At 60.2% G+C, this 23,431-nt stretch carries 20 protein-coding genes and 1 pseudogene; 8 read left to right on the forward strand and 13 right to left on the reverse strand.

What is annotated here, in order from left to right; translation table 11 throughout:
• Positions 1-166: 166 nt before the first annotated feature.
• Positions 167-796 carry an imm11 family protein gene (locus TRM7557_RS03825; protein WP_131727514.1) on the reverse strand — a complete coding sequence of 210 codons (630 nt, stop codon included), beginning with the start codon at positions 794-796 and terminating at the stop codon, positions 167-169.
• A 222-nt stretch (positions 797-1,018) separates the two neighbouring features.
• Here TRM7557_RS03825 and recR point away from each other — a divergent pair, with 222 nt between their 5' ends.
• Positions 1,019-1,618: a recombination mediator RecR gene (gene recR / locus TRM7557_RS03830; RefSeq protein ID WP_058288867.1), complete on the forward strand. Its 600-nt coding sequence runs from the start codon at positions 1,019-1,021 to the stop codon at positions 1,616-1,618.
• 295 nt (positions 1,619-1,913) lie between these two features.
• Here recR and ltaE read toward each other — a convergent pair whose 3' ends face one another.
• Positions 1,914-2,960 carry a low-specificity L-threonine aldolase gene (ltaE, locus tag TRM7557_RS03835; protein ID WP_058288868.1) on the reverse strand — a complete coding sequence of 349 codons (1,047 nt, stop codon included), beginning with the start codon at positions 2,958-2,960 and terminating at the stop codon, positions 1,914-1,916.
• A 196-nt stretch (positions 2,961-3,156) separates the two neighbouring features.
• Here ltaE and TRM7557_RS03840 point away from each other — a divergent pair, with 196 nt between their 5' ends.
• From TRM7557_RS03840 to TRM7557_RS03850, 3 genes are all read left to right on the forward strand, one after another.
• Positions 3,157-4,176, forward strand: a complete 1,020-nt coding sequence (locus TRM7557_RS03840; RefSeq protein WP_058288869.1) for a DUF2332 domain-containing protein — start codon at positions 3,157-3,159, stop codon at positions 4,174-4,176.
• 216 nt (positions 4,177-4,392) lie between these two features.
• Complete coding sequence (locus tag TRM7557_RS03845) at positions 4,393-5,796, forward strand: aminotransferase family protein (RefSeq protein ID WP_058288870.1); 1,404 nt, start codon at positions 4,393-4,395, stop codon at positions 5,794-5,796.
• Positions 5,797-5,936: 140 nt separating this feature from the next.
• A complete protein-coding gene (locus TRM7557_RS03850) occupies positions 5,937-6,527 on the forward strand; it encodes a GNAT family N-acetyltransferase (protein WP_058288871.1) in 591 nt (196 codons plus the stop codon).
• A 361-nt stretch (positions 6,528-6,888) separates the two neighbouring features.
• Here TRM7557_RS03850 and TRM7557_RS03855 read toward each other — a convergent pair.
• The 6 genes and pseudogenes from TRM7557_RS03855 to TRM7557_RS03880 all read right to left on the reverse strand — a co-directional run.
• A pseudogene (locus TRM7557_RS03855) lies at positions 6,889-8,256 on the reverse strand (IS1182 family transposase); the annotation flags it as partial.
• A gap of 197 nt (positions 8,257-8,453) precedes the next feature.
• Positions 8,454-9,401, reverse strand: a complete 948-nt coding sequence (locus TRM7557_RS03860) for a formylglycine-generating enzyme family protein (RefSeq protein ID WP_058288872.1) — start codon at positions 9,399-9,401, stop codon at positions 8,454-8,456.
• 9 nt (positions 9,402-9,410) lie between these two features.
• Complete coding sequence (locus tag TRM7557_RS03865) at positions 9,411-10,484, reverse strand: AbrB family transcriptional regulator (RefSeq protein WP_058288873.1); 1,074 nt, start codon at positions 10,482-10,484, stop codon at positions 9,411-9,413.
• Positions 10,485-10,527: 43 nt separating this feature from the next.
• Entirely contained in the window at positions 10,528-11,913 is a 1,386-nt protein-coding gene (locus TRM7557_RS03870; RefSeq protein ID WP_058288874.1) for an FAD-binding oxidoreductase, read from the reverse strand.
• Positions 11,914-11,948: 35 nt separating this feature from the next.
• Entirely contained in the window at positions 11,949-13,394 is a 1,446-nt protein-coding gene (locus TRM7557_RS03875) for a sulfatase-like hydrolase/transferase (protein ID WP_058288875.1), read from the reverse strand.
• 3 nt (positions 13,395-13,397) lie between these two features.
• Entirely contained in the window at positions 13,398-13,886 is a 489-nt protein-coding gene (locus TRM7557_RS03880) for a MarR family winged helix-turn-helix transcriptional regulator (RefSeq protein ID WP_058288876.1), read from the reverse strand.
• Positions 13,887-14,012: 126 nt separating this feature from the next.
• Between TRM7557_RS03880 and TRM7557_RS03885 the strand changes: the two genes are divergently transcribed.
• From TRM7557_RS03885 to TRM7557_RS03900, 4 genes are all read left to right on the forward strand, one after another.
• Positions 14,013-14,960 carry a Bug family tripartite tricarboxylate transporter substrate binding protein gene (locus tag TRM7557_RS03885; RefSeq protein ID WP_074941851.1) on the forward strand — a complete coding sequence of 316 codons (948 nt, stop codon included), beginning with the start codon at positions 14,013-14,015 and terminating at the stop codon, positions 14,958-14,960.
• Positions 14,961-15,036: 76 nt separating this feature from the next.
• A complete protein-coding gene (locus TRM7557_RS03890) occupies positions 15,037-15,579 on the forward strand; it encodes a hypothetical protein (protein ID WP_058288878.1) in 543 nt (180 codons plus the stop codon).
• Complete coding sequence (locus TRM7557_RS03895) at positions 15,579-17,177, forward strand: tripartite tricarboxylate transporter permease (RefSeq protein ID WP_058288879.1); 1,599 nt, start codon at positions 15,579-15,581, stop codon at positions 17,175-17,177. The genes TRM7557_RS03890 and TRM7557_RS03895 overlap by 1 nt, the downstream gene beginning before the upstream one ends.
• Complete coding sequence (locus TRM7557_RS03900; RefSeq protein WP_058288880.1) at positions 17,174-18,688, forward strand: sulfatase-like hydrolase/transferase; 1,515 nt, start codon at positions 17,174-17,176, stop codon at positions 18,686-18,688. Before TRM7557_RS03895 ends, TRM7557_RS03900 begins: the two co-directional genes overlap by 4 nt.
• Before the next feature lie 722 nt (positions 18,689-19,410).
• On the opposite strand, the gene TRM7557_RS03905 is transcribed toward TRM7557_RS03900, so the two are convergent.
• The 5 genes from TRM7557_RS03905 to TRM7557_RS03925 form a co-directional block, all read right to left on the reverse strand.
• The gene (locus TRM7557_RS03905; protein ID WP_058288881.1) at positions 19,411-20,430 is read right to left on the reverse strand and encodes an IS110 family RNA-guided transposase; all 1,020 of its coding nucleotides are present in this window, start codon (positions 20,428-20,430) and stop codon (positions 19,411-19,413) included.
• Between the two features lie 298 nt (positions 20,431-20,728).
• Positions 20,729-21,655: a 2-hydroxyacid dehydrogenase gene (locus TRM7557_RS03910; protein WP_235811386.1), complete on the reverse strand. Its 927-nt coding sequence runs from the start codon at positions 21,653-21,655 to the stop codon at positions 20,729-20,731.
• Between the two features lie 26 nt (positions 21,656-21,681).
• The gene (locus TRM7557_RS03915) at positions 21,682-22,035 is read right to left on the reverse strand and encodes a tRNA-binding protein (protein WP_074942142.1); all 354 of its coding nucleotides are present in this window, start codon (positions 22,033-22,035) and stop codon (positions 21,682-21,684) included.
• A complete protein-coding gene (gene proC, locus TRM7557_RS03920; protein WP_058288945.1) occupies positions 22,028-22,843 on the reverse strand; it encodes a pyrroline-5-carboxylate reductase in 816 nt (271 codons plus the stop codon). The genes TRM7557_RS03915 and proC overlap by 8 nt, the downstream gene beginning before the upstream one ends.
• Before the next feature lie 53 nt (positions 22,844-22,896).
• A complete protein-coding gene (locus TRM7557_RS03925) occupies positions 22,897-23,397 on the reverse strand; it encodes a type III secretion system chaperone family protein (protein ID WP_058288883.1) in 501 nt (166 codons plus the stop codon).
• Positions 23,398-23,431 lie beyond the last annotated feature (34 nt).

Genomic DNA, 23,431 nt, shown 5'->3' on the forward strand with positions numbered 1-23,431 from the left:
AAGTCACTCGCAAAATCCTCAACTCATAAAACAACACCCAAAGCATGCCACAGATTGGCCGTTTCGGCAAAATCCCCTGTATCAACAGCGCCCTGCCGGAACCGGACGGCCTGTCTGACGCCAGCGAACGACAGCTAAACCGGTGGCTGGCCTCGGGAGGCGGCGTTCAGTCCGCCTCGACCAAAAGGTCCAGCGCCCGAAACGCGCGGGGAAAGAACCGCAGCTTTTGCGCTTTCAGCTCAGCCATCAAAGCGTCCGAACCCAAGAGGCTCCCCCGAAACCGTTGCTCGCGCCATAAATGCAGACCGGATTGACGACCAGCGTCCACCGTGACCCGATCCTCGCCGTCATGAAAAAAACTACAAAGTTCATCGGGGAAGCGCTTATTCACATTGACAGACGATTGCTCCATCACAACCGAGTCCTGTCGCGCCGTGACATTCATCGCAAACCACGGCCCCTCAATCATCTTCCCGCGTTTGGTTTCAATCGTCAGCGGGAAAAATTGATGGACCCCAGGATCCAGTCCTTCGATAATGTCTTTGACAGGTTCGCGCACAACGCTAAGCGATCCGGTGATTAAGAAGCTGTCATACCATTTCTTGCGAGTTTCGTTCGCGATCAACCTTTGTGGCACTTCGTTGCATTTTAAAGACCGCAATCCATAGCGAAACACACCGGATAGAGCGGCAGCGCCGTGGTCTTCGCCTGCGATGATGCCAAATTCAGCGTCCCATTCTGGCGTCGCAACGCCAACGATGTTCCCGGGGCCCATTGGGTGAAATATGTAGGTCACTCGCAAAATCCTCAACACATACAATAAAAACATCCACAGTATGCCACAGCGCGGGCCTGCGCGCAAAACTGTGGTGCGGGCTCGCAAAACCCTTGTCGAAATCCCGGTCAAAATCCCAGTCGAAAACCCTGTCGAAATCCCAGTCAGAATCTATGCGATGCCCCTTGCACCGCCCCGCCCTTCATAGGCTATATGAACAGACCCAGAACAGGATCCCGCCCCATGGCCGACACTGACATTGGCGATATTGAACATCTGATTGCGATGATGGCGAAACTGCCGGGGCTTGGGCCGCGCTCAGCGCGGCGCGCGGTGCTGCATATGATCCGCAAACGGGCGCTGGTGCTGACGCCGCTGGCGGATTCGCTGGGGCGCGTGGCCGAAACCGCGCGCGAATGCCTGAACTGCGGCAATGTCGGCACCTCGGACATCTGCGGCATCTGCGCCGATGAGACCCGCGCCAATGGCGAGATCTGCGTGGTCGAGGATGTCAGCGACCTCTGGGCGATGGAGCGCTCTGGCGTGTTCAAGGGACGGTACCATGTGCTGGGTGGCACGCTGTCGGCGCTGGATGCGGTCGGCCCCGAAGACCTGCGCATCCCGCGTCTGGTGGACCGGGTTGCCGCCGAAGCGGTGAGCGAGGTGATCCTTGCGCTGAACGCCACCATCGACGGCCAGACCACCGCGCATTACATCGCGGATCAGCTGGGCGGGCAGGTCAAGCTCACCTCGCTGGCACAGGGCGTGCCAGTTGGCGGAGAGCTGGACTACCTCGACGACGGCACCATCACCGCCGCCATGATGGCCCGCAAGGAAATCTAGCTCCATCTCGGCCCAGGTGCAGCCCCGCCGACACTGCGTTCCGCTTGGCTGCGCCAAGCGGCCGGGGCGCTCCCGCCCGTCGATCAATCATCACAGATGATTTCCTCCCGTTGGGCCAGGCAGCGCGCCTGCGGCGCGCTGCGGCGGTGGCACATGGCCAATGTAGCGCGCCCACTCAGCGCCAAACGGTGCCGCGCCGCGCCACGGGCGCGGCGCCATGCCCAACCGATCGCAACGCAGCTTTGCTGCGACAAGCGATCGGGCGGGAGCGCGCCCTTTGCGGCAGGCGCTTTGGTCAGCTGTAAAACCGCTGCAATCCACCTTGCACCGCCGCCAGCGCCTCATCCGTCACATCGCGGTGCAGCACCATGCGGATCGGCCCCGCCTCACCTGCTGCAATCAGAACGCCCTGCGCCGCCAACTCTGCCCCAAGCTGCGCATTTACCGCGCTGTCCGGCGTGAAGAACACCATATTGCTGTTGTGCTCGACCGCACCAGCGCCAAGGGCGCGCAGCGTTCCGGCCAGCGCCTCGGCCCGTGCATGATCTGCGGCCAGCCCCGCCACGTTGTGGTCCAGCGCGTGCAGCCCCGCCGCCGCCAGCACACCGGCCTGACGCAACCCGCCGCCCAGCATTTTGCGCCAGCGCCGCGCCCGCGCGATAAACGCGTCAGGCCCCAGCAGGACCGAGCCCACCGGCGCGCCAAGCCCCTTGGACAGGCAGACCGACACCGTATCAAACGGTGCCGTGACCTCTGCCGCAGCCGCTCCCAGCGCAGTGGCCGCATTGAACAGCCGCGCGCCGTCCAGATGCACCATCAGCCCCGCCGCACGGCCCGCGTCCACCGCAACGCGGATCCGCTCCAGTGACACGGCTTTGCCATTGTGGGTGTTCTCGAGGCTCAGCAGCCGACTGACCGGATGGTGGCTGTCGTCTTCCTTTACCGCAGCCGCAATCGCCGCAGGCTCCAGCCCGCCATCAGATGCCACTTCCAGCGGATCCATCACAATCCCGCCCAAGGCCGAGGCCCCGCCGGCCTCGTATTTAAACACATGATAGCCGCGCCCGGTGATGACCTCTTCGCCGCGCCCGCAATGGGACAGCATCGCCGCCAGATTGCTTTGCGTGCCCGAAGGCAGGAACAGCCCCGCCGCTTTGCCCAGACGTTCGGCCAGCGTGGCCTCGAGCCGGGCCACCGTGGGGTCATCGCCCATGACGTCATCACCGACCTCAGCCGCGGCCATGGCGGCGCGCATGGCGGCATCGGGGCGGGTGACGGTATCGCTGCGCAGATCGCAGAGGACAGCGCCCGTGGGCGCGCTGGCTTTGGCGTATTGGTTCATGGCGGGTCTCCTCGACGCTCGAAACGGCAGATTTGGCACAACCCTAAGCCAGCTCAGCCCTGCCACGCGACGTCTAAAATGTACCCCTCACGATTTCCACAGCTCCTGCCCAGATAGCATCCCCGCAGAGTGTCAGGCCCATTGCGCAAATTCGCGACAGCGTAGAGTGTGAGCGCAATAGAGAGAGACAGCCGCCATGACACCGCAGACGTCCCAGATCGCCGCCCGCTATCGCCGCTTTGCCACCACCGAGGCGGCGGGTCAGGCGCCGCTATACGAGGCGCTGGCGTTGGCTGTGGCCGCCTCAGCCTCGGCCTGTTCGTTTCTCGCCCCCCTGCCAGCCAACCGGCAACAGCCGAACCTGTTTCTGGCCGCCCTGCGTCTGGTCGCCGGGCGGGTGATTGCGCCCGAAGAGCTTGAAGATCTCCTGACCGAGAAGGGCGCCGACATCGCCGCTGTCATGCAGACCCGCACCACCCAGACCAACGAACCCGCCCGCTGCGCCACCCTGCTGCCCGCGCTGGCCCAGATTCAGGACCAGACACAGCGCCCCATTGCGCTGATCGAGGTCGGCGCCTCTGCCGGTCTGTGCCTGTTGCCGGATGCCTATGGCTATGACTGGGGCCATGCGACCCTGCCCGCGCCCCCCAGTGGAACGAGCCCGCCCGTTTCACCGGTGCCATACGCCCCCCCGGTCTTTGCCTGCAAGACATCCGCCAATGCGCCGCTGCCCCGTCAGCATCCGGATATTGTCTGGCGCGCCGGGCTGGATCTGAACCCGCTGGATGTGAACAACCCCGAGGATGTGGCCTGGCTGGAAACGCTGGTCTGGCCAGGGCAGGACGCCCGTCTTGCCCGGCTGCGCGCCGCCATATCCGTGGCGCAGGCCGCGCCCCCGCGCCTCTGTGCCGGTGACCTGACCCGCGACCTTGCCCCGCTGATGGCAGAGGCCCCGCAGGGCGCGACCCTTGTGGTCTTTCACACGGCCGTCCTGACCTATGTCCAAAATCAGGCCGCGCGGGATCGATTTGCCCAAGACATGCTCAATTCACAGGCAGTCTGGCTCAGCAATGAGGGGCTGCGCGTGTTCCCGCAATACGCCGGTCCTGAGACCCCGCGCCATGCGGACAAGTTTCTGCTGCTCAGGAACGGCCAGCCGCTTGCCCGGACCGGCCCGCATGGTCAATCCCTTGACTGGATTGACCAAGTCGGCTGACAGCCGCCCCCTGTGGTTGCTCATTTTTTTGGCAAACCCCTTGCCGGATGCCCGGTTTGCGTGAATAAATTTGACTATACGGTCAAATATTTGGACTTATCTGAGCACAGCGGCTGGCCCTACTCAGCGGGACCGAACTGGCCTCATGTGGAGACAGATGAACAATCGGCCGTCCTTTTCACGAAGGCTCCGGCCTTACAGGGAAAGGATCTCGCTATGCACGGCGCGTTCTCGGAAAACGATCTCAGCGATGTTATTGCGGCCGACAAGGCCCATGTCTGGCACCATCTGGTGCAGCACAAACCGTTCGAGACTTCGGACCCCCGCATTATTGTCGAAGGCAAGGGCATGCGTGTCTGGGACCAGAACGGCAAAGAGTGGCTCGACGCTGTCTCTGGCGCGGTTTGGACCGTCAACGTCGGCTACGGCCGCGAAAGCATTGCCAAGGCGGTCTATGATCAGGTTCTGAAAATGAACTACTTTGCTCAGGCCGCAGGCTCTGTGCCTGGCGCGCTGTTTGCGGAAAAACTGATCGAGAAGATGCCCGGCATGTCCCGCGTCTACTATGTGAACTCCGGTTCCGAGGCGAACGAGAAAGCCTTTAAGCTGATCCGTCAGATCGCACACAAGAAATACGGCGGCAAGAAAACCAAGATCCTGTACCGCGAGCGCGACTACCACGGCTCCACGCTGGCAACCATGTCGGCCGGCGGTCAGGACGAACGCAACGCGCAATACGGCCCCTTTGCACCGGATTTCGTCCGCGTGCCGCACTGCATGGAATACCGCAAGCACGAGCTGGGTCCGGAACTGGCGGCCCTGTCGGGGCGCGAGTTTGGCATTGCCTGCGCCAATGAGATCGAAAAGGTCATCCTGCGCGAAGGCCCCGAAACCGTCGGCGCCCTTTGTCTGGAACCCGTCACCGCAGGCGGCGGCGTGATTGAGGCGCCCGAAGGCTATTGGGACCGCGTGCAGGAAATCTGCAAGCAGTATCAGGTTCTGCTGCACATCGACGAAGTCGTCTGCGGCGTTGGTCGGACCGGCACCTGGTTTGGCTACCAGCACTATGGCATCCAGCCCGACTTCGTGACCATGGCCAAAGGTGTGGCCTCTGGTTACGCGGCGATTGCCTGCCTTGTGACCACCGAAGAAGTCTTTGACATGTTCAAAGACGATGCCACCGATCCGATGAACTACTTCCGTGACATCTCCACCTTTGGGGGCTGTACAGCGGGTCCGGCGGCGGCGCTGGAAAACATGCGGATCATCGAAGACGAAAACCTGCTCGAGAACTGCATCGCCATGGGCGAACGCATGAACGCGAACCTGAAGGCGCTGATGGAGAAGCACGAGGTCATCGGCGACGTGCGCGGCAAAGGCCTGTTCCAGGGCTGCGAACTGGTCACCGACCGCACCACCAAGGACCCGGTCCCCGAAGCCAAGGCCCAAGCGGTGGTTGCAGAATGTGGCAAGCATGGCGTGATCATCGGTGTCACCAACCGCTCGATCCCCGGTCGCAACAATACGCTCTGCTTCAGCCCGGCGCTGATCGCAACCGCGGATGACATCGACCAGATCACCGATGCAGTGGACAAGGCGCTGACTGCGGTCTTCGGCTAAACGCTCTGAAAAACAGCCCTGCCAAATTGGACAGGTCAAATTGGACAAGTCAAAAAGTCAAAAAGCGGCCCTACGCAAAGGGCCGCTTTATTTTTATCTGAGGGGTCGAACGATACGATACGACTGTTGAAGGCCCTGATATGACCAAACTCTGGCTCACCCCGACCCATCTGCAAGGCAGCGTGTACGCCCTTGCCCCTCTGTCCCAAGACCACGCCGCCGACCTGCGCGCGGCCTCGGCGGACGGAGAACTGCACAAGCTCTGGTACACCACCGTGCCCGCACCCGAGCAGATCGAGGCCGAGATTGACCGCCGCCTCGGCCTGCAGGACGCAGGCACCATGGTGCCCTTCGCCATTCTGGATCCCGAGGGCCGCGCGGTGGGGATGACCACCTATATGAACATCGACCACGCCAGCCGCCGGGTCGAGATCGGCTCCACCTGGTGCCGCAAGGCGGTGCAGCGCACAGGTCTGAACACGGCGTGCAAATTCCTGATGCTGCGCCACGCGTTTGAGGACAAAGACGCCATTTCGGTCGAATTCCGCACCCACCGCCTGAACCGGCAAAGCCGCGCGGCGATTGAACGGCTCGGCGCGCAGCTCGACGGGATCCTGCGATCGCATATAATTATGAAAAACGGCACGATCCGGGATACCGCGGTCTATTCGATCATCGCGTCAGAGTGGCCTGCGGTGAAAGCGAACCTCGAACTCATGATGGCACGCTAAACCGCCGCCGCTGCGCGCAAGGCAAGCCCTCCCGCCCGTCGGCAGATCCTCCAAAGAGGATCGCCTCCCGTTGGGCCACGCGCCGCGCATCCGCGCGGCGCGGCACCGTTTTTGGCCCGTGTATCGCGCAACAGCAGCCCCCAAGCCAAACCTCAGCCCGTCGTCAGGCGGGCGGCCTGGCCTAATGCTGTGTGGGGCTAGTTGCTGGGGCGGTATGCTGCGCGACGGCTGCGCCACGGTTCCGCGTTACGGCAAAGAGCAGCTCTGAGCCGATTTTGTTGAAAAACAGCCGTTCGCTGGCGCAGAATAAAGACGGCTGAACCTGGCGCGCATGCCTTTTCTGGCAGGCTTTTCGCGGTTGCTGCGGTGCAGGAAGGATTTTGGCCAGTTTCCGGAGTTTCTGGGCGGTTGCGGCGAGTAGAAATTCGTCATTCGCACCGCAGGGTCCACGCAATCGCAGCCTGTTTATGCCCAGGATCCGTTAAAGGTGGGCGAAGAGCATCTCGACCTTCTTCCGCAGCTTCATGGAGATGACGTGTTGGTCTGTCTTCGCAATGTCGCGGGCGACCTGTCGGGCGTCTTCATGTTCCTCGCGGGTGATCTTGCGGGCATCAGTGTTCGGGCAGCATTTTGCCTTGGAGTGGCAAGCCTGGCAGACTTCTTTCAGAGCCCGATAGCGAGCCGTCCCCTTGCCAGTCGGACCTCGGTTCGGGTCGGAATAGTTCCTGCGAAATTGCTTCAGCTCGTGCCCCTCAGGGCAGATGTACTGGTCATTCTCGGCGTCCTACGCGAAATCGGCGCGGGTCCATGTCCCGTCATTCCGCCCTGACTTGTCGAAGACCGAGATGTGGGGTTCGTTCTTTCGGTCTACCAGCCAGCCCAGCATAGACGCAGTGCCGTAGGCCGTATCCGCGATCAGGTGCTCGGGATGAAGGTCGAACTTGGCCTTCACGCGCTTTAGCATGGTCTTCGTCGAGCCAACCTCGGCCTGCCGGATCGATCTGGTGGCCTCGACGTCCACGATGACGCCGTGGTCCGTGTCGATCAGGTAGTTGTCGGAATAGCTGAAGAAAGCCGGTCCCTTGCGCGCCGCCGTCCATTGGCTGGCCGGGTCAGAATGGGAGGTGAACTTGGGCTGAACCTCGCTGGCGGCACCGAATGCAGCCTCATCCAGCATGGCGAGATACTCGCGAACGGCCCGGGGCGCGTCGGCGGGATTGATCGACCCGGCGTCCCACTCCTCCTTCGGCGTAGAGCTCTGCTTGTTGGCATCCGCTTCAATCAGGCTGGCATCAACGGCCATGCGCTGGCCACTGACCAAGCCCTTTTCGATGCACCGCGCGACAGTCGTTTCGAACAGGTGCCGCAGCAGTTCGCTGTCACGGAAACGGCCATGCCGGTTCTTGGAAAAGGTTGAGTGGTCAGGGACGCGGGCGCTGAGGTCCAGGCGGCAAAACCAGCGATAGGCCAGGTTCGGATGCACCTCATCGCAAAGCCGCCGCTCAGACCGGATACCGAAGCAATAGCCGACCAGCAGCATCCGAATGGGGAGCTCCGGATCGACCGAAGGCCGCCCGGTATGGCTGTAGAAATCGGCAAGGCAGGTGCGGATCCCAGACAGATCCTTAAATCGATCAATATAGCGCAGCAGGTGGTTTTGCGGAACATGATCCTCAAGCGAGAACTCGTAGAACAGCGCCGGTTGCGCTTCCTGCCGCGGTCCCATAATCGTCGATCCTCCCATCCCTACAGGAATTGAATCAGCCGACAGCCCTTCGATCAAGGACGAGTTTTTCAACAAAATCAGCCCAAACTTGCCGTTCATGGGTGCGCGTAAGCGCTGCAGCGCAGCCCATCGTTTCCGGCATTCGTCATGACAAATAGGTTCGGCGTTGGTCGAAAGAATGCCGTGCAGTGGTACCTTGCCTATTCCGACCAGACCACACGAAAACCTTGGTGGGTGGTGGTACTGTCTGGCGAGGTCCCGGACCGGGCGGCGATCCTGTAGCGATAGCAATAGGAGGCGTGACACAGGAACGATCCACCCTTGGACAGTTTATAGCCTTTCATCGCTGCAAGTCGTTGGCGCACGTGTTTCTTCAAAGATTTGATGCGATAGGCGTCGGCCGTCCATTCCCATACATTGCCGACCACATTGTAAAGTCCATAGCCATTCGGCTCGTAATGCCTAGCCGGTGCGGTGGTGACGAAACCGTCTTTGGCGCTGTTGGTTTTGGGAAAATCGCCCTGCCAGATGTTGCAGGGTTGGAACGTGGCGTCATCGGGTTCGCGGTCGCCCCAGGGAAAGCGCACATCGCCAAGACCGCCACGGGCAGCATGTTCCCATTCGATCTCGGTGGGCAGTCGACCCCCGGCCCATTTGGCATAGGCCTGTGCATCGTTCCACGACACATGAACAACGGGATGGTCCGGCCTCCAGGCGGTCTCCATGGTGCCCGGCCCGTTGATATCGCGCCAATTGGCGCCATCCACGCGGCGCCACCATTCGACATCCTTGACGCCGAGTGTCGGGCCAAGCGCCTCTGGGACCTGCATCCAGAACACGAAGGACCAGCCGAATCTTTCGGCCTCGGTGAGATAGTTGGTGTCGCGGATGAACGCGGCAAATTGCGCGTTTGTGACCGTGGTTGCCCCGATGCGAAAAGGGGTGACGCGGGTGTTGCGGAACGGGTCTTCGCCGTCATGCAGGATTTCGGGATGGTTGGTGCCCGTCAGCGACCTGCCGCCGGGAATGCGCAGGGCATCCTCTGGTATCCGGCTGCCGCAGGTCACGATGGGTGCGGCAGGCGGGGCGTCTGCCCCAGCACGTCGGGCGGGGCTACAGCAGCTGCCTTGTTTCGTGTCTTTTGTCATGGGGTGAGCCTAAGTGTCTGTTGGGCCATTGCCAAACCGCTTGAACAGAAATCCGGCCAGGCCCACGGTGAACAATATGCGAAAAAGGTGATGGGTCGAGACAAGGACCGGACTGACACCGAGGCTCAATGCGATCAGGCTCATCTCGGTGACCCCGCCCGGCGCAAAGCTGATCAGCAATGTCTGGAAAGATATTGAAAGGAGCTGTCCCAGCATCAATGCAAACCCAGAAGCAATGGCAAGCGTCACCATGACCGATACACAACCAAGCGCGAGAGCCGACAGCAATCGTCGTGGGGTGGTCTTGGCAAACTGCGCGCCGAGGCTTGCGCCGACGATCAGTTGCGCCAAATTGAGAAGTGCTGGGGGCCCGCCCAGATCAATGGCCCCCGAAGATTGCAGGATCGCCGTTAAAACCAATGGGCCAAGCAGCGGGGCCGCTGGCAATCGCGAGGCTTTGCCGATCCAAAGGCCAATGGGGGCGATCAAAGCCACCATCAGCCAATCCCGCCAGTCGGAGGCGCTCTTTTCAAGGGTCTGGCTTGCGGCGCTGCCCACCGTTTCTCCGGTCATCACCAGAAAAAGCAAGGGAACAAGCAGGATCACCAGAATGATACGCACGAAATGCTGGATGCTCAGTGTCTCGACATTGCCGCCCGCTTGCGTCCCCAATTCCACCGCTTCGATCAACCCGCCCGGCATGGCTGCATAGAACGCAGTGGGCCGGTCATAGCCGCCCAGATAGTGAAAAATGGCATAGTTCGACGCCAGCGCGAGAACGACAAACACCATCATCGCGCACAGGGTGACGGCAAGGGTTGGCGCCATGGTCAACACGTCGGGCGTGAAGGTCGTGCCAATCATCGCGCCAATCACGGCAATGAACACCTCTCGCAGGGGTTTGGGGAAGAACACCGGCCTGCCGGCGCGCGCGGCAAATGTCAGCGCAAGGATCGCCGTTGCCACCAGACTTCCCAGAAGGAAGGGAATAGGCCAGCCCATAACACGGGCTGCAAAAGCCCCTACAATGGCTGTTGCAAGGACCAGTGACACTTGCAGCACTTTGGATGTGAAGTCTGTCATGCGGGGGCCGGTTCTGTTTGGCAGTACAACACGGCGTTTCCGGTCAGTTCACCGAGACCAGCTTGCCGGGGTTCATGATGTTCAGCGGATCAATGGACTGCTTGAGCTGCGCCATAAGCAGGTAGGCCTCTCCGTGTTCCTCTGGCATGTATTTCTTCTTGCCGGTCCCGACGCCGTGTTCGCCCGTCACCGTCCCCCCAAAAGAAAGCGCTGTCCGGCTCACATCGGATGCCAGTTGCTTGGCACGCGCCATTTCGTCGCCATTGTCCGGGTCGACCAGGATCAAAAGGTGGTAATTGCCGTCACCAACATGCCCTACGATTGGGGCGATCAGGCCGGATTCGGCGATCAGCTCTTTTGTGCGGGCGATGCAATCTGCCAGCGCCGAGATGGGCACACAGCAATCCGTGACAAGCCCCTCGCAGCCCTTGCGCAGCGACTTACCCGCGTAATAGGCGTTGTGACGCGCCTGCCACAACCGTTCGCGATCTTCCAGCTTTGTGGCCCAGTCAAAGCCGGAGACGCCGAATTCTTCCGCGACGCTTTCGAACAGGTCCACCTGTTCTTTGACGCCTGCCTCAGACCCGTGAAACTCGATGAAAAGATGCGGTTTTTCGGGCAGGTTCAGGTCAGGGTTGAAGATGTTCATGCCCTTCATCTGCACGTCGTCCAAAAGCTCGATCCGGGCCATGGGCAGTCCCATTTGAATGGCCGTGATCACCGTGTTCACCGCATCATCAATCGTGTCAAAGGCGCAGGTGGCTGACAGTTCGGAATCGGGTCGTCCAAACAGGCGCACCGTCAGTTCGGTGATGATACCCAAGGTGCCCTCGGAGCCGACGAACAGATGGGTCAGATCATACCCTGCCGAAGATTTGCGCGCACGCGATCCTGTGTTGATCACCCTGCCATCCGGCAACACAACCTCGAGCGCCATAACGTTTTCCCGCATGGTGCCATAGCGCACGGTATTGGTGCCCGACGCGCGGGTCGAGGTCATCCCGCCCAGCGTGGCATTTGCGCCCGGATCGACCGTGAACATCAGTCCCGTGGCCCGCAGATCGTCATTCAGCTGTTTGCGGGTCACACCTGGTTGCACCACCGCGTCCAGATCGCTTTGGTGGATGTCCAGCACCTTGTTCATCCGGCTTGTGTCCACACTGATGCCGCCATGGATCGGGATCACATGGCCTTCCAGCGATGTGCCGATGCCAAAGGGCACAACGGGCACTTTATGCGCCGAACAGATCTTCATGATCGCCGACACCTCTTCGGTGTTGTCGGGGAAGGCCACGGCGTCCGGCAATGCGGGTTCCGAATAGGCCTCGTCGCGGCCATGGATTTCGCGCACGGATTGGCCGGTGGACAAACGGTCCCCCAAAAGAGCCCGCAGCTCAGACAAAGCCAAAGAAATAGTGTCCTGCGTCATGGCAGATCCTCGTTTTGAATGGTCCCAAACGCCGCTCAGGTGGCGGGCGGCGGCGTCGCCGAAGGCGCCCCCAATTTCGACGCAGCCTCTTTGCCACCATAGGCCTCGATCATCGCGTCCTGATCCTCAAAGGCTTCGGTGTTGACGGCGTCCGGATCGCAGATCTTGCGAAGCTCTGCCTGCATCCGGGCAAGATCATCCGCATAGGCCGGGTTCTGCGCCTGATTGGTCAGTTCCTCTGGGTCTTCGGCCAGATTGAACAGCTCAGGCTCGAAGCCGACATATTCGATCAGTTTAAGATCGCCCTTTCGCAGCATGAACTCGCCGGACACCGCGCCAATCGCGTGGTATTCGCTGAAGACGGCGCGGTCGGTGTCGTCTTCGCAGGCGGCAATGTCATACAGCGAAGTTCCGGGGCGTTCGCCCGGAAGCGCGGCGTCGAAGTGGTCGATGATCGTTTCCGAGATGTCCAGCAGGCTAGTCGTGGTCGCGCTGGTCGGTCGGGGATCGACCCCCAGATCGGGGGCTGGCGCGACAATCAACGGGATCGCGGCAGATTCCTCGTACATGTTCATCTTGCCCCACAGGTCGCGCACGCCCAGGTTTTCGCCATGATCGCTTGAGTAGATGATCGTGGTGTTGTCGAACTGCCCGCTGTCTTTCAGCGCGCTTACGATCCGCCCGACATTGTGGTCCATGTAGCTGGTCAGACCGTAGTACGACGCAATCGCAACGCGCCGCTCTTCTTCGTCCTTCCAGCCGTCCTCCGCGACCATGGCGTCAGCCATTTTGTCCAGCCAGGGATGACGCACGTAGCCATCCTTGCGCCGCAGCTTGTCCGCCGGAAGCTTGTCCAACGGATAAAGATCGTAGAATTCCTGAGGCGCGATCAGCGGGTGGTGCGGTGCCAAAAGCCCGACATAGAGACACCATGGCGCGGCGCTGTCCTGTGTTTTAGACAGCCAATCGCAGGTCATGTCCGTGACGCTGCGATCGTATTTTGTATAGCTGCTTTCGCCCGGCCCGATTGTGTCGCCCATCATCCGCACGTGTTTGTTGTAAACACGTTCGTCTTCGCGGCGGATGGAGCCCCACACCATGCCGACTCCATCGGCCACATGCATAGGAATATGCTGGGCGTCAAAGCCGCTGTCGTCCTCTTGGTGGCGGTAGTGCAGCTTGCCAATGGATTCTACGCGCACGCCTTTGTCCTGCAACGCATGCCCCCAGCCGCGCGGCGTTCCCTTGTAGGGCATCGCATTGTCCCAGTTGCGAATGTCATGCACCTGCCGACCTGTTGCAAAGGCGGCGCGGGCCGGCACACAAATGGGGGACGGCGTGTAGGCGTTGGTAAAGCGTGTGCCACGTGCTGCCAGTTCGTCCAGATGCGGTGTCTGCACCACCGGATGATCCGCACAGGACATGGCTCGCGCCTGGTGTTGATCCGAAAGGATGACGAGGAGGTTGGGGGAGGATTTCATAGGTTATTCTTCTTCCATTGCAGGAATCGGGATGTCGAAATCGGTCTTTTGCGCAGCTGCTGCCATGACCCTGATCGCCTTGTAGATGACGGACAGCTCCTCTTCGCTGAGCGTCGCCACCAGATGCCGCTGGCGTTCGTCCAGCACTGGCCCAAGCCGCGCGTGGGCGAGATGCGCTTTGTCGGTCAACTCGATCACATGTTGGCGTTTGTCAGCTTTGTAAGGGTGAAGCACCACGTAACCCTTTTGCTCAAGAGCGCCCAGCATCTTGCTGAACTGGCTCTTGTCTATACCGGCCGCTTTGCGCACCGGCGTTGTGGTGCTTTCGACGCCAAGGGCGACAACCCGAACGATCCGCCATTGGGCAAGATTCAGATCACCATAGGCAGAGATGATGACCTTTGCCTGCGCGTTCAGCGCAGTGTGCAATTGCGCGATCTGGAAGGGCAGCAATAGGCCCAACCCGATCGCACTATCATCCGAATTTGTCATTTTCCGCGATCCTTCTTTCAAATCGAAATTCGGGCAGTTTGGTGGAAAAGTCAACTTAAATGTTGACTTTTCCACCTTTCGAAATGACAAACGTTCCCAACGACATTGCACTTCAGGGAGGGAAACATGAGGAAGTTGCTTAAATCTGCGGTGGTTGCCGCCGCGGTTATCGGGACATCTACGGCCACATTGGCAGAGGATTGGGCCCCGCCGGGGCCCATCAAGATGGTGATTGCCTTTGCGGCGGGCGGCGGCGCTGACACACAGGCCCGCCTGATTGCCGAAGAGCTTGAAGCAACGCAAGGCTGGAAAGTCATTCCCGAGCAAGTCACTGGCAAGGGTGGGCTGAACGCAGTGAATGCAGTCAAAGATGCACCGGCAGATGGCACAACGATTGCCATGATCGTCACAAGCAGCCTTGGCTATAGTATGGTCACCGCGAAAGCCGGGTCCCCACAGGACGTGACCCCGATCACCACCACCGCAGGCACGCAAATGGCGGTCGTTGCGCGGGCCGACAAAGGTTGGTCCACGTTGGGTGATGTGATCGAAGCCGCCAAAGGCGGTGAGGATATCCGTTTTGGCGTCATGTCCCCGGCCTTAGGTGACATTGCCTATTTGGTTGGTAAAGAAAACGGCGTCGACTTCAACATCATCTCGGTCAAGGGCGGCAAGGCTGTGATGAACGGTTTGAATGCAGGCGACATGGATGTGGGTTTTGGCGCGGGCATTCAGGCCAAAGCCGTTGCGGCTGGTGATATGGTCGAGCTGGCTTCGGCCCGCAGCGAACCTCTGATCAATTCGCCTGAGGCGCCGCTGCTTTCGGAATACGGCGTGAACTTTGTGAGTGAACTTGCGTTCCTGTTCGCCGGTCCAAAGGACATGGATCCTGTGGCCCGCGCCGCGATCGCCTCTGCAATTGCTGAAGTTGCAACGCAAGAAGGTGGAAAAGCCAATGCGTTCCTGACCAAAGGGTTTGGCGGAGCCATGATCATCGCCGGAGAAGAACTTGAGGCCGTTGTTCAGAAGGGCTTTGAGTCTTCGGGCGCACTTGCTGCGGCAGCGGCCGAATAAGGCTCTGTGCGAACACGCCTATAGCACGGGCGGCCGATACGCCGCCCGATCGTCTTTGCCAACATAAGAGACCGATATGCGCAATCTCTCTGCCAGCACGGCACTGGGTCTGGGCTGTATTGCCTTTGCTTTGATCCTTGCCTTCATCTGGATACCGCTCGATGTTGAAACCTGGTTGGTTGAACGCAAACGCGGTCGCTATATCGTTGGCGATAGCCTTGCGCCGACTTTGGCCGCGGCTTTCATTCTGTTGGCCGGAGTAATGCTGTGGTTCGAGCGCAGGTCTCGTGACCCGCGCCCTACACGCCAGAACCTGACATTCATCGGAGCGATTTCGTTTTTTGGTCTCGTTGGCATTCTGCTGATGCGCTGGTCTGGGCCGGTTGTGACCAGCGTGTTTGGGGCAGAAGAATACAGGCTTCTTCGTGACACGGCGCCCTGGAAATACATTGGTTTTGTCCTCGGCGGCAGCACGATGGTCTTTTGCATTGTGTCCTTTGTGGAGCAGCGTGTGTCCTGGCGTGCATTTTGGGTGGCACTGGCGGCGGTGGTCGGCATTATCGCCCTGTATGATCTCCCGTTTGACGACGTGCTGCTGCCACCGAATGGAGATGTCTGATGGCCGATTTGGGCACCTTTGACTATGTCTGGCTCGGCATCCTTGCGGTCTTTCAGGGGCCCGAGGCTTTTTCGCTTCTTGGCGTTTCGGTGTCGATCACTGTGATGATGGTTGCCTTCGGGCTGATCCTTGGAATCGTTGTTGGCGCAACACCGGGTCTTGGCGGGGTCATAGCGATGGCCATCTCCCTACCCATCCTGATCTCAATCTTCGGCTTTAACGCGGATGCGCTTTTGCCGGTGATGGGGTTCCTGATCGGCGTCATGAAAGGGTCCACCGTCGGCGGCGCGGTTCCGGCGATCCTGTTCAACACCCCCGGCACGCCTGACGCCTATATGACCACGCTGGACGGCTATCCGATGGCGCAGTCGGGCAAAGCGCGCAAAGCCCTCAAGATCTCGCATTTTTCATCTGTCACAGGGGACACGTTTTCGGATGTTGTCCTGATCGTCTGTGCCCCATTTCTTGCGATCCTGGTTGAGGCCCATCTGGACCTGCCCGAGAAGACGGCGCTTCTTATCCTATCGCTCAGCTTTATCGCAGCCGTTGTCGGCGGGTCGGCGGCCAAAGGGCTGCTCAGCTGCGGGCTTGGGCTCTTGGCCGTCTATATCGGCACCGGAGAGGACTTTTACCCGCGGCTGAGCTTTGGCACGGCGGCCCTGTCAGACGGGATCCCCATCACCGCTGCGGTCATTGGCGTACTGGTTATTGGGGCAATCTTTTCCGAGCTTGAAAACCTTTGGGCCCAAAAACGCCAAACAGGCGCAATTCAAGTCGCAAAGGAGGAAGGCGACCAGCGACTGCACTGGGCCGACATTCGCCGGATCTTTCCTTATATCGGCCGCTCGGCCCTCATCGGCACGACCATCGGGGCCCTTCCGGGCGTTGGCTCAACGCTGGCGGCCACCATCGGGTACGCGACCAGCAAACGCCTTTATACCAAAACCAAGAAACCGGGCGATCCGGCGTTCGGGCAGGGCGCGCCTGAAGGTATTGCCGCGACCGAGGCCGCAAATTCTTCGGTTTCGGGCGCAAACCTGATCCCCGTCCTGTCCCTTGGCATTCCCGGCAATACGGCCGCCGTTTTCCTGATCCTGGCTGCAGAATCCATTGGCGGTTTCAATCCGGGGCCGGCGGTTTTTCAGTTTTCGTCCGATCTGAACCCCGAACTGGTGATCGCCTTCGGGCTGTTCACGACCATGATCCTGGCCAATCTTTTGAACTGGACGGTGGGTGGGGTCTTCATGCGGTCACTTGGGGTCCTTGTGCGCATCCCAAAGCAATATCTCTTGCCGGTTGTCCTGCTGTTGACGCTTGCGTCCCTATATGTTCAGGAAACCTCAATGAGCGCCATCTGGTTTGCCTTCGGCTTTGGCATCCTTGGCTATTTCATGATGCGCTTTGCGATCTCACCGCTCCCCTTTGTGATTGGGTTCATTCTCGGCGGGCGTATTGAGGACACCGCACGACAGGCATTTTCCGCGACCGGAGGCGATCCCTGGTTCCTCTTCAAAAGCCCGATCGCCGCCATGTTCATGCTCTGCGCATTGGCGGTGATTTTCGTGTCTCTTCGCAAGCCAAAAGGAGACATGCCATGACCCGCCCCAACATCCTGTTCATCACCTCTGACCAGCAACGCGGCGATTGCTATGGGTTTCGCGGCCGCAATGTCTACACGCCGCATCTGGATATGCTTGCCGCTGAAGGCACCAGCCTTGAAACGGTTGTGACGCCTTGTGTGGTCTGTCAGCCCGCGCGGGCGTCGATCCTGACAGGTCTTCTGCCGCGCACCCATGGTGTGCATGACAATGGAATCGATTTGGACCCTGAGCTGGGCGAAAAAGGCTTTGCCGCCTCGCTGTCTGCGGCGGGGTATCGCACCGCCAAGATCGGCAAGGCGCATTTTGCGACCTATCACACCTTTGGCGACAGCGACACGGTCGAGTCCATTCCCGGATCGGCCAAGGTGCCAGAGGGATGGCGCGGGCCCTATATGGGTTTTGATCATGCCGAACTCGTCCACATCGGCCACAACTGGTGGCATCCCGAAGAACCACCTGCCGGTCTGGCCTATGAGGAATGGTACTACGGCGACGGTCGGGGCGCGCAGAAAAACAAGCTGCTGTGGGAAAGCCACCGCGATCATAAGGATGCGCCACAGGTCTGGTCATCAAAGTTGCCTGTGGCCTGGCACAATTCCTCATGGATCGCAGACCGCGCAATTGATTTCATCAAGCAGGACCACGAGAAACCGTTCTGTATGTGGGTGTCCTTTCCCGACCCCCACCACCCGTTTGACTGCCCCGAACCCTGGGCGTCCCTGCATCGGCCGGAAGACGTGGATCTGCCGGAACACCGAACCCGCGACTTCGAGGGCCGACCGTGGTGGCACAAGGCGGCGGTCGAGACCAAGATCGAAGGCAAGGGCGCCGAGATCCGCACAAGCTATTCGCGTTATCCTGAAATTCCGGATGAACAGCTGCGCGAGGTGATAGCCAATACCTATGGCCAGCTGTCCCTGATCGACCATTCAGTCGGACGCATCATCACCGAACTCGAAGCGCAGGGTTTGGCCGATAACACCTATATCGTCTACACCGCCGACCACGGCGACTGGCTGGGCGACCATGGGTTGGTTCTGAAAGGGCCGATGCCGTTTGAGGGACTGTTGAATGTCCGCGCCATCGTCAAAGGCCCCGATGTTCCGGTCGGAAAAGTCAGCTTTGAACCGCTCTCGACCCTTGATCTGGGCGCGACCTTCATGGATTGGGCAGGCGCAGACAGCCTGATGGATATTCACGGCCAGTCCATGCGCGATGTCATTTCGGGGGACGGCACGCGCAAGGCCGCAATGAGCGAATGGGAGCTTCTGCCCGGTCGCGTGGGTGTCGGATTGTCTCTGCGCACCGTGCGCAGCAAGACGGCCAAACTGACCCTGGACCTGCAATCCGGCGCAGGCGAGATGTATGATCTGGAGAAGGACCCGCATGAGCTTCGCAATGTCTTCGATGATCCCGACTACGCTGCGATGAAGGCTGACTTGAACGAGATCCTGATGGCGCGACCTGATGATATGCGACCCAATCAGGAGCCGGTGGGAATGGCGTAAGGAGGTCCCAACTTGCCGACGATCACATGTGCCGAGGGTTTTCGCCAGCTCTACAAACGGTGTGTGACAGGGTTTTCTATGACTGTGTAGAAAATGAACCTTACCAGGAACCGACGTTTCACCGTAACGAAATCGTTTCCGAATAAATCCAAATCCGTCAACACGTCGGCGTCGATATAACCGGCATTTATGCCCGCAGGGCAATGGCCGGTGCAGCGGCCCGGACACCTGCCGCCATTGCGCCGGTCGGTATGAGGGCATACGGAACGCCACCAGGAAAATCAAGGCCACCTTTGCCAGTAGGTTGCACGCGAACAGTAGACAGCAGAAGGTCAACCTGTGCTTGTGATAGAAGAGCTGGACCAACTTGCGCTCGCGGCGAATGACCGGTTGCCAGTTCTTGGTGTTATTCTCTGAATACGCAAGGTGCCGAAAGCTGCCGTTGGGGCCAATGCGGCGAAAGGACGCTTTGTCCTGTGTGGATGGCGTCTGCTTTGCAAGAAAAAAATGCGTTGATTGCGCGGTTGGTCAGTACAGTCCTGTGTCCGGCCTTTGGTCGCAGTGTTGGTATTTGCTGCTGGCCTTGATGGGTTCCGCAAACCTGTTCCCAATCGGCGACGCGAACCTGAGAGTTCAGGACAAAGCACGGGATTTCAGGTTTTCGGATGACCGCACGTGCCATCATGGCATTCGTCTTGCAATTCGTGTTTTCTCGGCTCCTTCTATGCCGCCGATTGGCGGTAGTAGGTATCTTTGGTGAGGATCGCCCAAATGATCCTGGCCGCCTTGTTCGCCATAGCAATCGTTGCGAGGCGAACGGGTTTGCGTTCAAGAAGCTGCATGATCCAAGGGTGCACACGTTCTGGATAGCCACGGGCACGCTGAACTTGAGAGGTCATGCCGATCACGAGTAATCGTCGAAGGTATCGGTCTCCCTTCTTGCTTATGCGGCCCAGGCGCTCTTTACCACCGCTCGACTTGTTCAGCGGCGTAAGTCCCAGCCAAGCAGCAAACTCGCGTCCATTCTTGAACTGTTGGCCGTCGCCGATGGTTGCGACAATGGCCGAAGCAGTGATGGGGCCGACGCCAGGAACGGTCCTAATGCGTTTGGCGCGTTCATCGATCCGAGAATGATACTCGATCAGTTTATCGTAAAACGTGACCCGGTCATCGAGCGCATTAACCTGTTCGCAGAGCGTCTTGAGCATGCTCTTTGCCACGTCAGGCATGTCCAGGCAGTTATCCGTCTGGAACGTCTTGATGAAGCGCATTGCGGCGACTGGTCCGTTCCCGATTACATGACCAAACTCACGCAGAAGACCACGGATCACATTCAACATCTGGGTCTTCTGGCGAACGACAAGCTGGCGCACCCGGTGGATGGTCAGTAGGGCCTGCTGCTCTTTCGACTTCACAGCGACAAACCGCATCGTTGGTCGTGTGACGGCCTCGCAAATCGCCTCAGCATCAACGGCGTCTGTCTTGCCGCGTTTAACATACGGCTTAACGTAGGTGGCAGGCATCAACCGTACATCATGACCGATCGCAGTCAGCTCACGTGCCCAATGATGCGCAGATCCGCAGGCTTCAATACCAACCAGACAACGCGGCAACGCTTCGAAGAACTTGAGCAATTGTCGCCGCCGGATCGAACGATTGAAGGCAACCGTGCCGTCAGCTGTGACACCGTGAACTTGGAAAACGTCCTTCCCAAGATCCAATCCTATTGTCGTAACTTCCATGATGGGGCTCCTTTCCTGACAGAAGATGACTTCTGCAGTGTGCCGCAAAATGCGACGCTTGGTGCAGACGCCATCCACCCCATCCGCACTGCAGCTCTCCGAGTCCCAGCTGATCGACAGTCTGTCTTGGCCGCAAGCCCCCTCGGACCAATCAAAGGCTTAAAGGATGCAACATTGAAACCGTTCAAGCGGGACAGAGGCCGCCATAAGTCGTTGGTGCGGGGCTTCGCCCTATTTGCAACGACCCCCAAAAGGGCGGAGCGAAAAAAGAGCGCTCCAGCCAGAGGCGCCCTTTTCCTCAGACCCGATTGGGCAGATCCCTGCCCGTCAGATGCGCCGCGAGGTTGTCCAGCGCCATATGCCCCATCGCACTGCGCACTTCCTCGGTCGCCGTGCCCAGATGCGGCAGCAGGGTCACCTGCTCCATTGCGCGCAGGGCCTCTGGCACCTTTGGTTCAAACTCATAGACATCAAGCCCCGCGCCCGCGATCTGCCCTGTTTCCAGCGCCGCGATCAGCGCCGCCTCATCGACCACCTCACCCCGGGCAATATTGATCAGCAGCGCGCTGGGTTTCATGGCCGCGAGCACATCCGCGTTGATCAGATGGCGGGTGTCGTCCCCACCCGGCACCGCCAGCACCAGCACATCGACGGTGGCCGCGAGCGCGCGCAGATCCGCCGCCCGCTCTGCCGGATAGGTCGTGGCTTTTGGGCTGCGTGCCACATAGGCGATCTCCATCCCGAACCCGAAATGCGCGCGTCGGGCAATGGCGTCGCCAATGCGGCCCAGCCCCACAACACCCAGACGTTTGCCGGTCAGGTGCATCCCCAGCATCTGAGTCGGGTGCCAGCCCTGCCACGCCCCACTGCGCACCAGCCGCTCGCCCTCGCCTGCACGCCGTGCGGTCATCAGCATCAGCGTCAGGGCAATATCGGCGGTGGCATCGGTCACGGCACCGGGCGTGTTGCTGACCGCCACCCCGGCCGCCTGTGCGGCTGCGACATCAATGTGGTTATATCCCACCCCAAAATTTGCCAGCAACCTGCAGCGGGGATTGGGAGCCGCCGCAAAAACCTCGGCCGTGAAAAGATCGCCCAGGGTGGGCACCACAAGGTCATAATCCTGCAAGCTTGCGACAATTTCAGCGCGGGTCATTGGCGTGGTCGCAGCCCGGATCTCTGCGCTGAACTCCGACACTGCCCGCGCCGTCACGGCTTCCGTCATTGGCCGAGTGATCAGAACCCGCGCCATCAGTGCAGCCGTCCGCCCAGCGGCAGATCCGCGTCCACCGCGCCATCGGGTCCAATCAGCACCACCTCGCCGTTTTTATCCGGCAGGCCCAAGACCAGCACCTCGGACATGAACTTGCCGATCTGGCGCGGCGGGAAATTCACCACCGCCAGCACCTGCTTGCCGACCAGCGTTTCCGGCGCATAATGGGCGGTGACCTGAGCCGAGGTCTTTTTCTCCCCCAGCTCCGGGCCGAAATCGATCCACATCTTGATCGCCGGGCGCCGCGCCTCGGGGTAGGGTTCTGCGCGCATCACAGTGCCCATGCGCACGTCAACCTTCAGGAACTCATCGAAAGAGATCTCATCAGCCACGCGACAGCTCCTCTGACCGTTTGGTCGCGGCCTCAACGGCACGGGGCAGCAGCACCGGAAAGCCACCCTCCTCGTTCATCAGCACCTCAAGTGCCGCCTGCGTGGTGCCATTGGGAGAGGTCACATTGACCCGCAGCTGCGACGGGCTGTCGCCGGACTGCTCCGCCAGCGCGCCCGCGCCTGCAACGGTTGCTTTGGCCAGTTGCATTGCCAGCTCCTCAGACAGGCCCTGCGCCACCCCGCCTGCGGCCAGTGTTTCGATCAGGTGGAACACATAAGCCGGGCCAGACCCCGACACCCCGGTCACCGCATCCATCTGGCCTTCGGCGTCCAGACGCACCACTTGGCCGACGGCCGACAGCAGCGCCTCGGCCCGGTCCAGATCAGTGGCATTGGTGCGCGTGTTGCCAATGATCGCAGTGATGCCACGGCCCACGGCCGCAGGTGTGTTGGGCATAGCGCGCACAATCGGCGTCTCTGCGCCCAGCATCTTTTCGTAAGTGGCCAGCGAGGTGCCCGCCGCAACCGACAGGAACAAGGTCGCGCCCCCACCCAGATCGGCCATGCCCGGCAGGGCTGCGCCCATCATCTGTGGTTTCACGGCAATCAGCACAATCGACGGGGTGCCATCCAGCGCCGCATTGATATGCACGCCGGTGGATTTCAGCCAGTCCGAGGGATTGGGATCCATGACCCAGACCTTTTCCGGGCTCAGCCCGCGCTCCAGCCAGCCCGCCAGCATCGCAGAGCCCATCTTGCCGCAGCCCAGAAGCACCAGGCCACGGCCTGCAATATCGGTCATGTTCATCATCAGTCCCCTTCTGTTGCGGCCCCTCCGCAGAGGGGCCTTTGGGGACAGGTTTACGCGCGCCCGTAGGCCTCTGCAATGGCGACATTCATCGCCTCATCCGCAGGGCGGTCGCCCCATGTGGTCAGCTGGATCGCCGGGTAATAGCGTTCACAATTGGCCACGGCGGTCTGCACCATGGCGTCCACCTGTTGCGGGCTCGCCATCTGGCCACCGGCCAGCACGAGACCATAGCGGAACAGCATCAGCTTTTGCTCGGCCCAATAGGTAAACGCGCCCGTCCAGCACTGGTCATTCATCTTGTTGACCAGCTCATAGAGGGCCGCTTCTTTGTCTTTTGGCGGCTCCATTTCGAACGAACACACCATGCGCAGGCATTCGTCGTAATCCGACCACGCCAAGGTCAGTGAATAGGTCCGCCACTGCCCCTCGACCGCCATAGCGATCTGATCATCGGCGATACGATCGAAATCCCAGTCATGATGGGATGCGATGTTCTCGACAATGTCGATTGGGTGTAGATCGTCCTGAAACTGATGCTCGGAAAGGGCCATGTCGTCACCTCTCTGGTCTCTAGCTGAGGGGCCA

Source organism: Tritonibacter multivorans (assembly GCF_001458415.1).
Lineage (GTDB): Bacteria > Pseudomonadota > Alphaproteobacteria > Rhodobacterales > Rhodobacteraceae > Epibacterium > Epibacterium multivorans.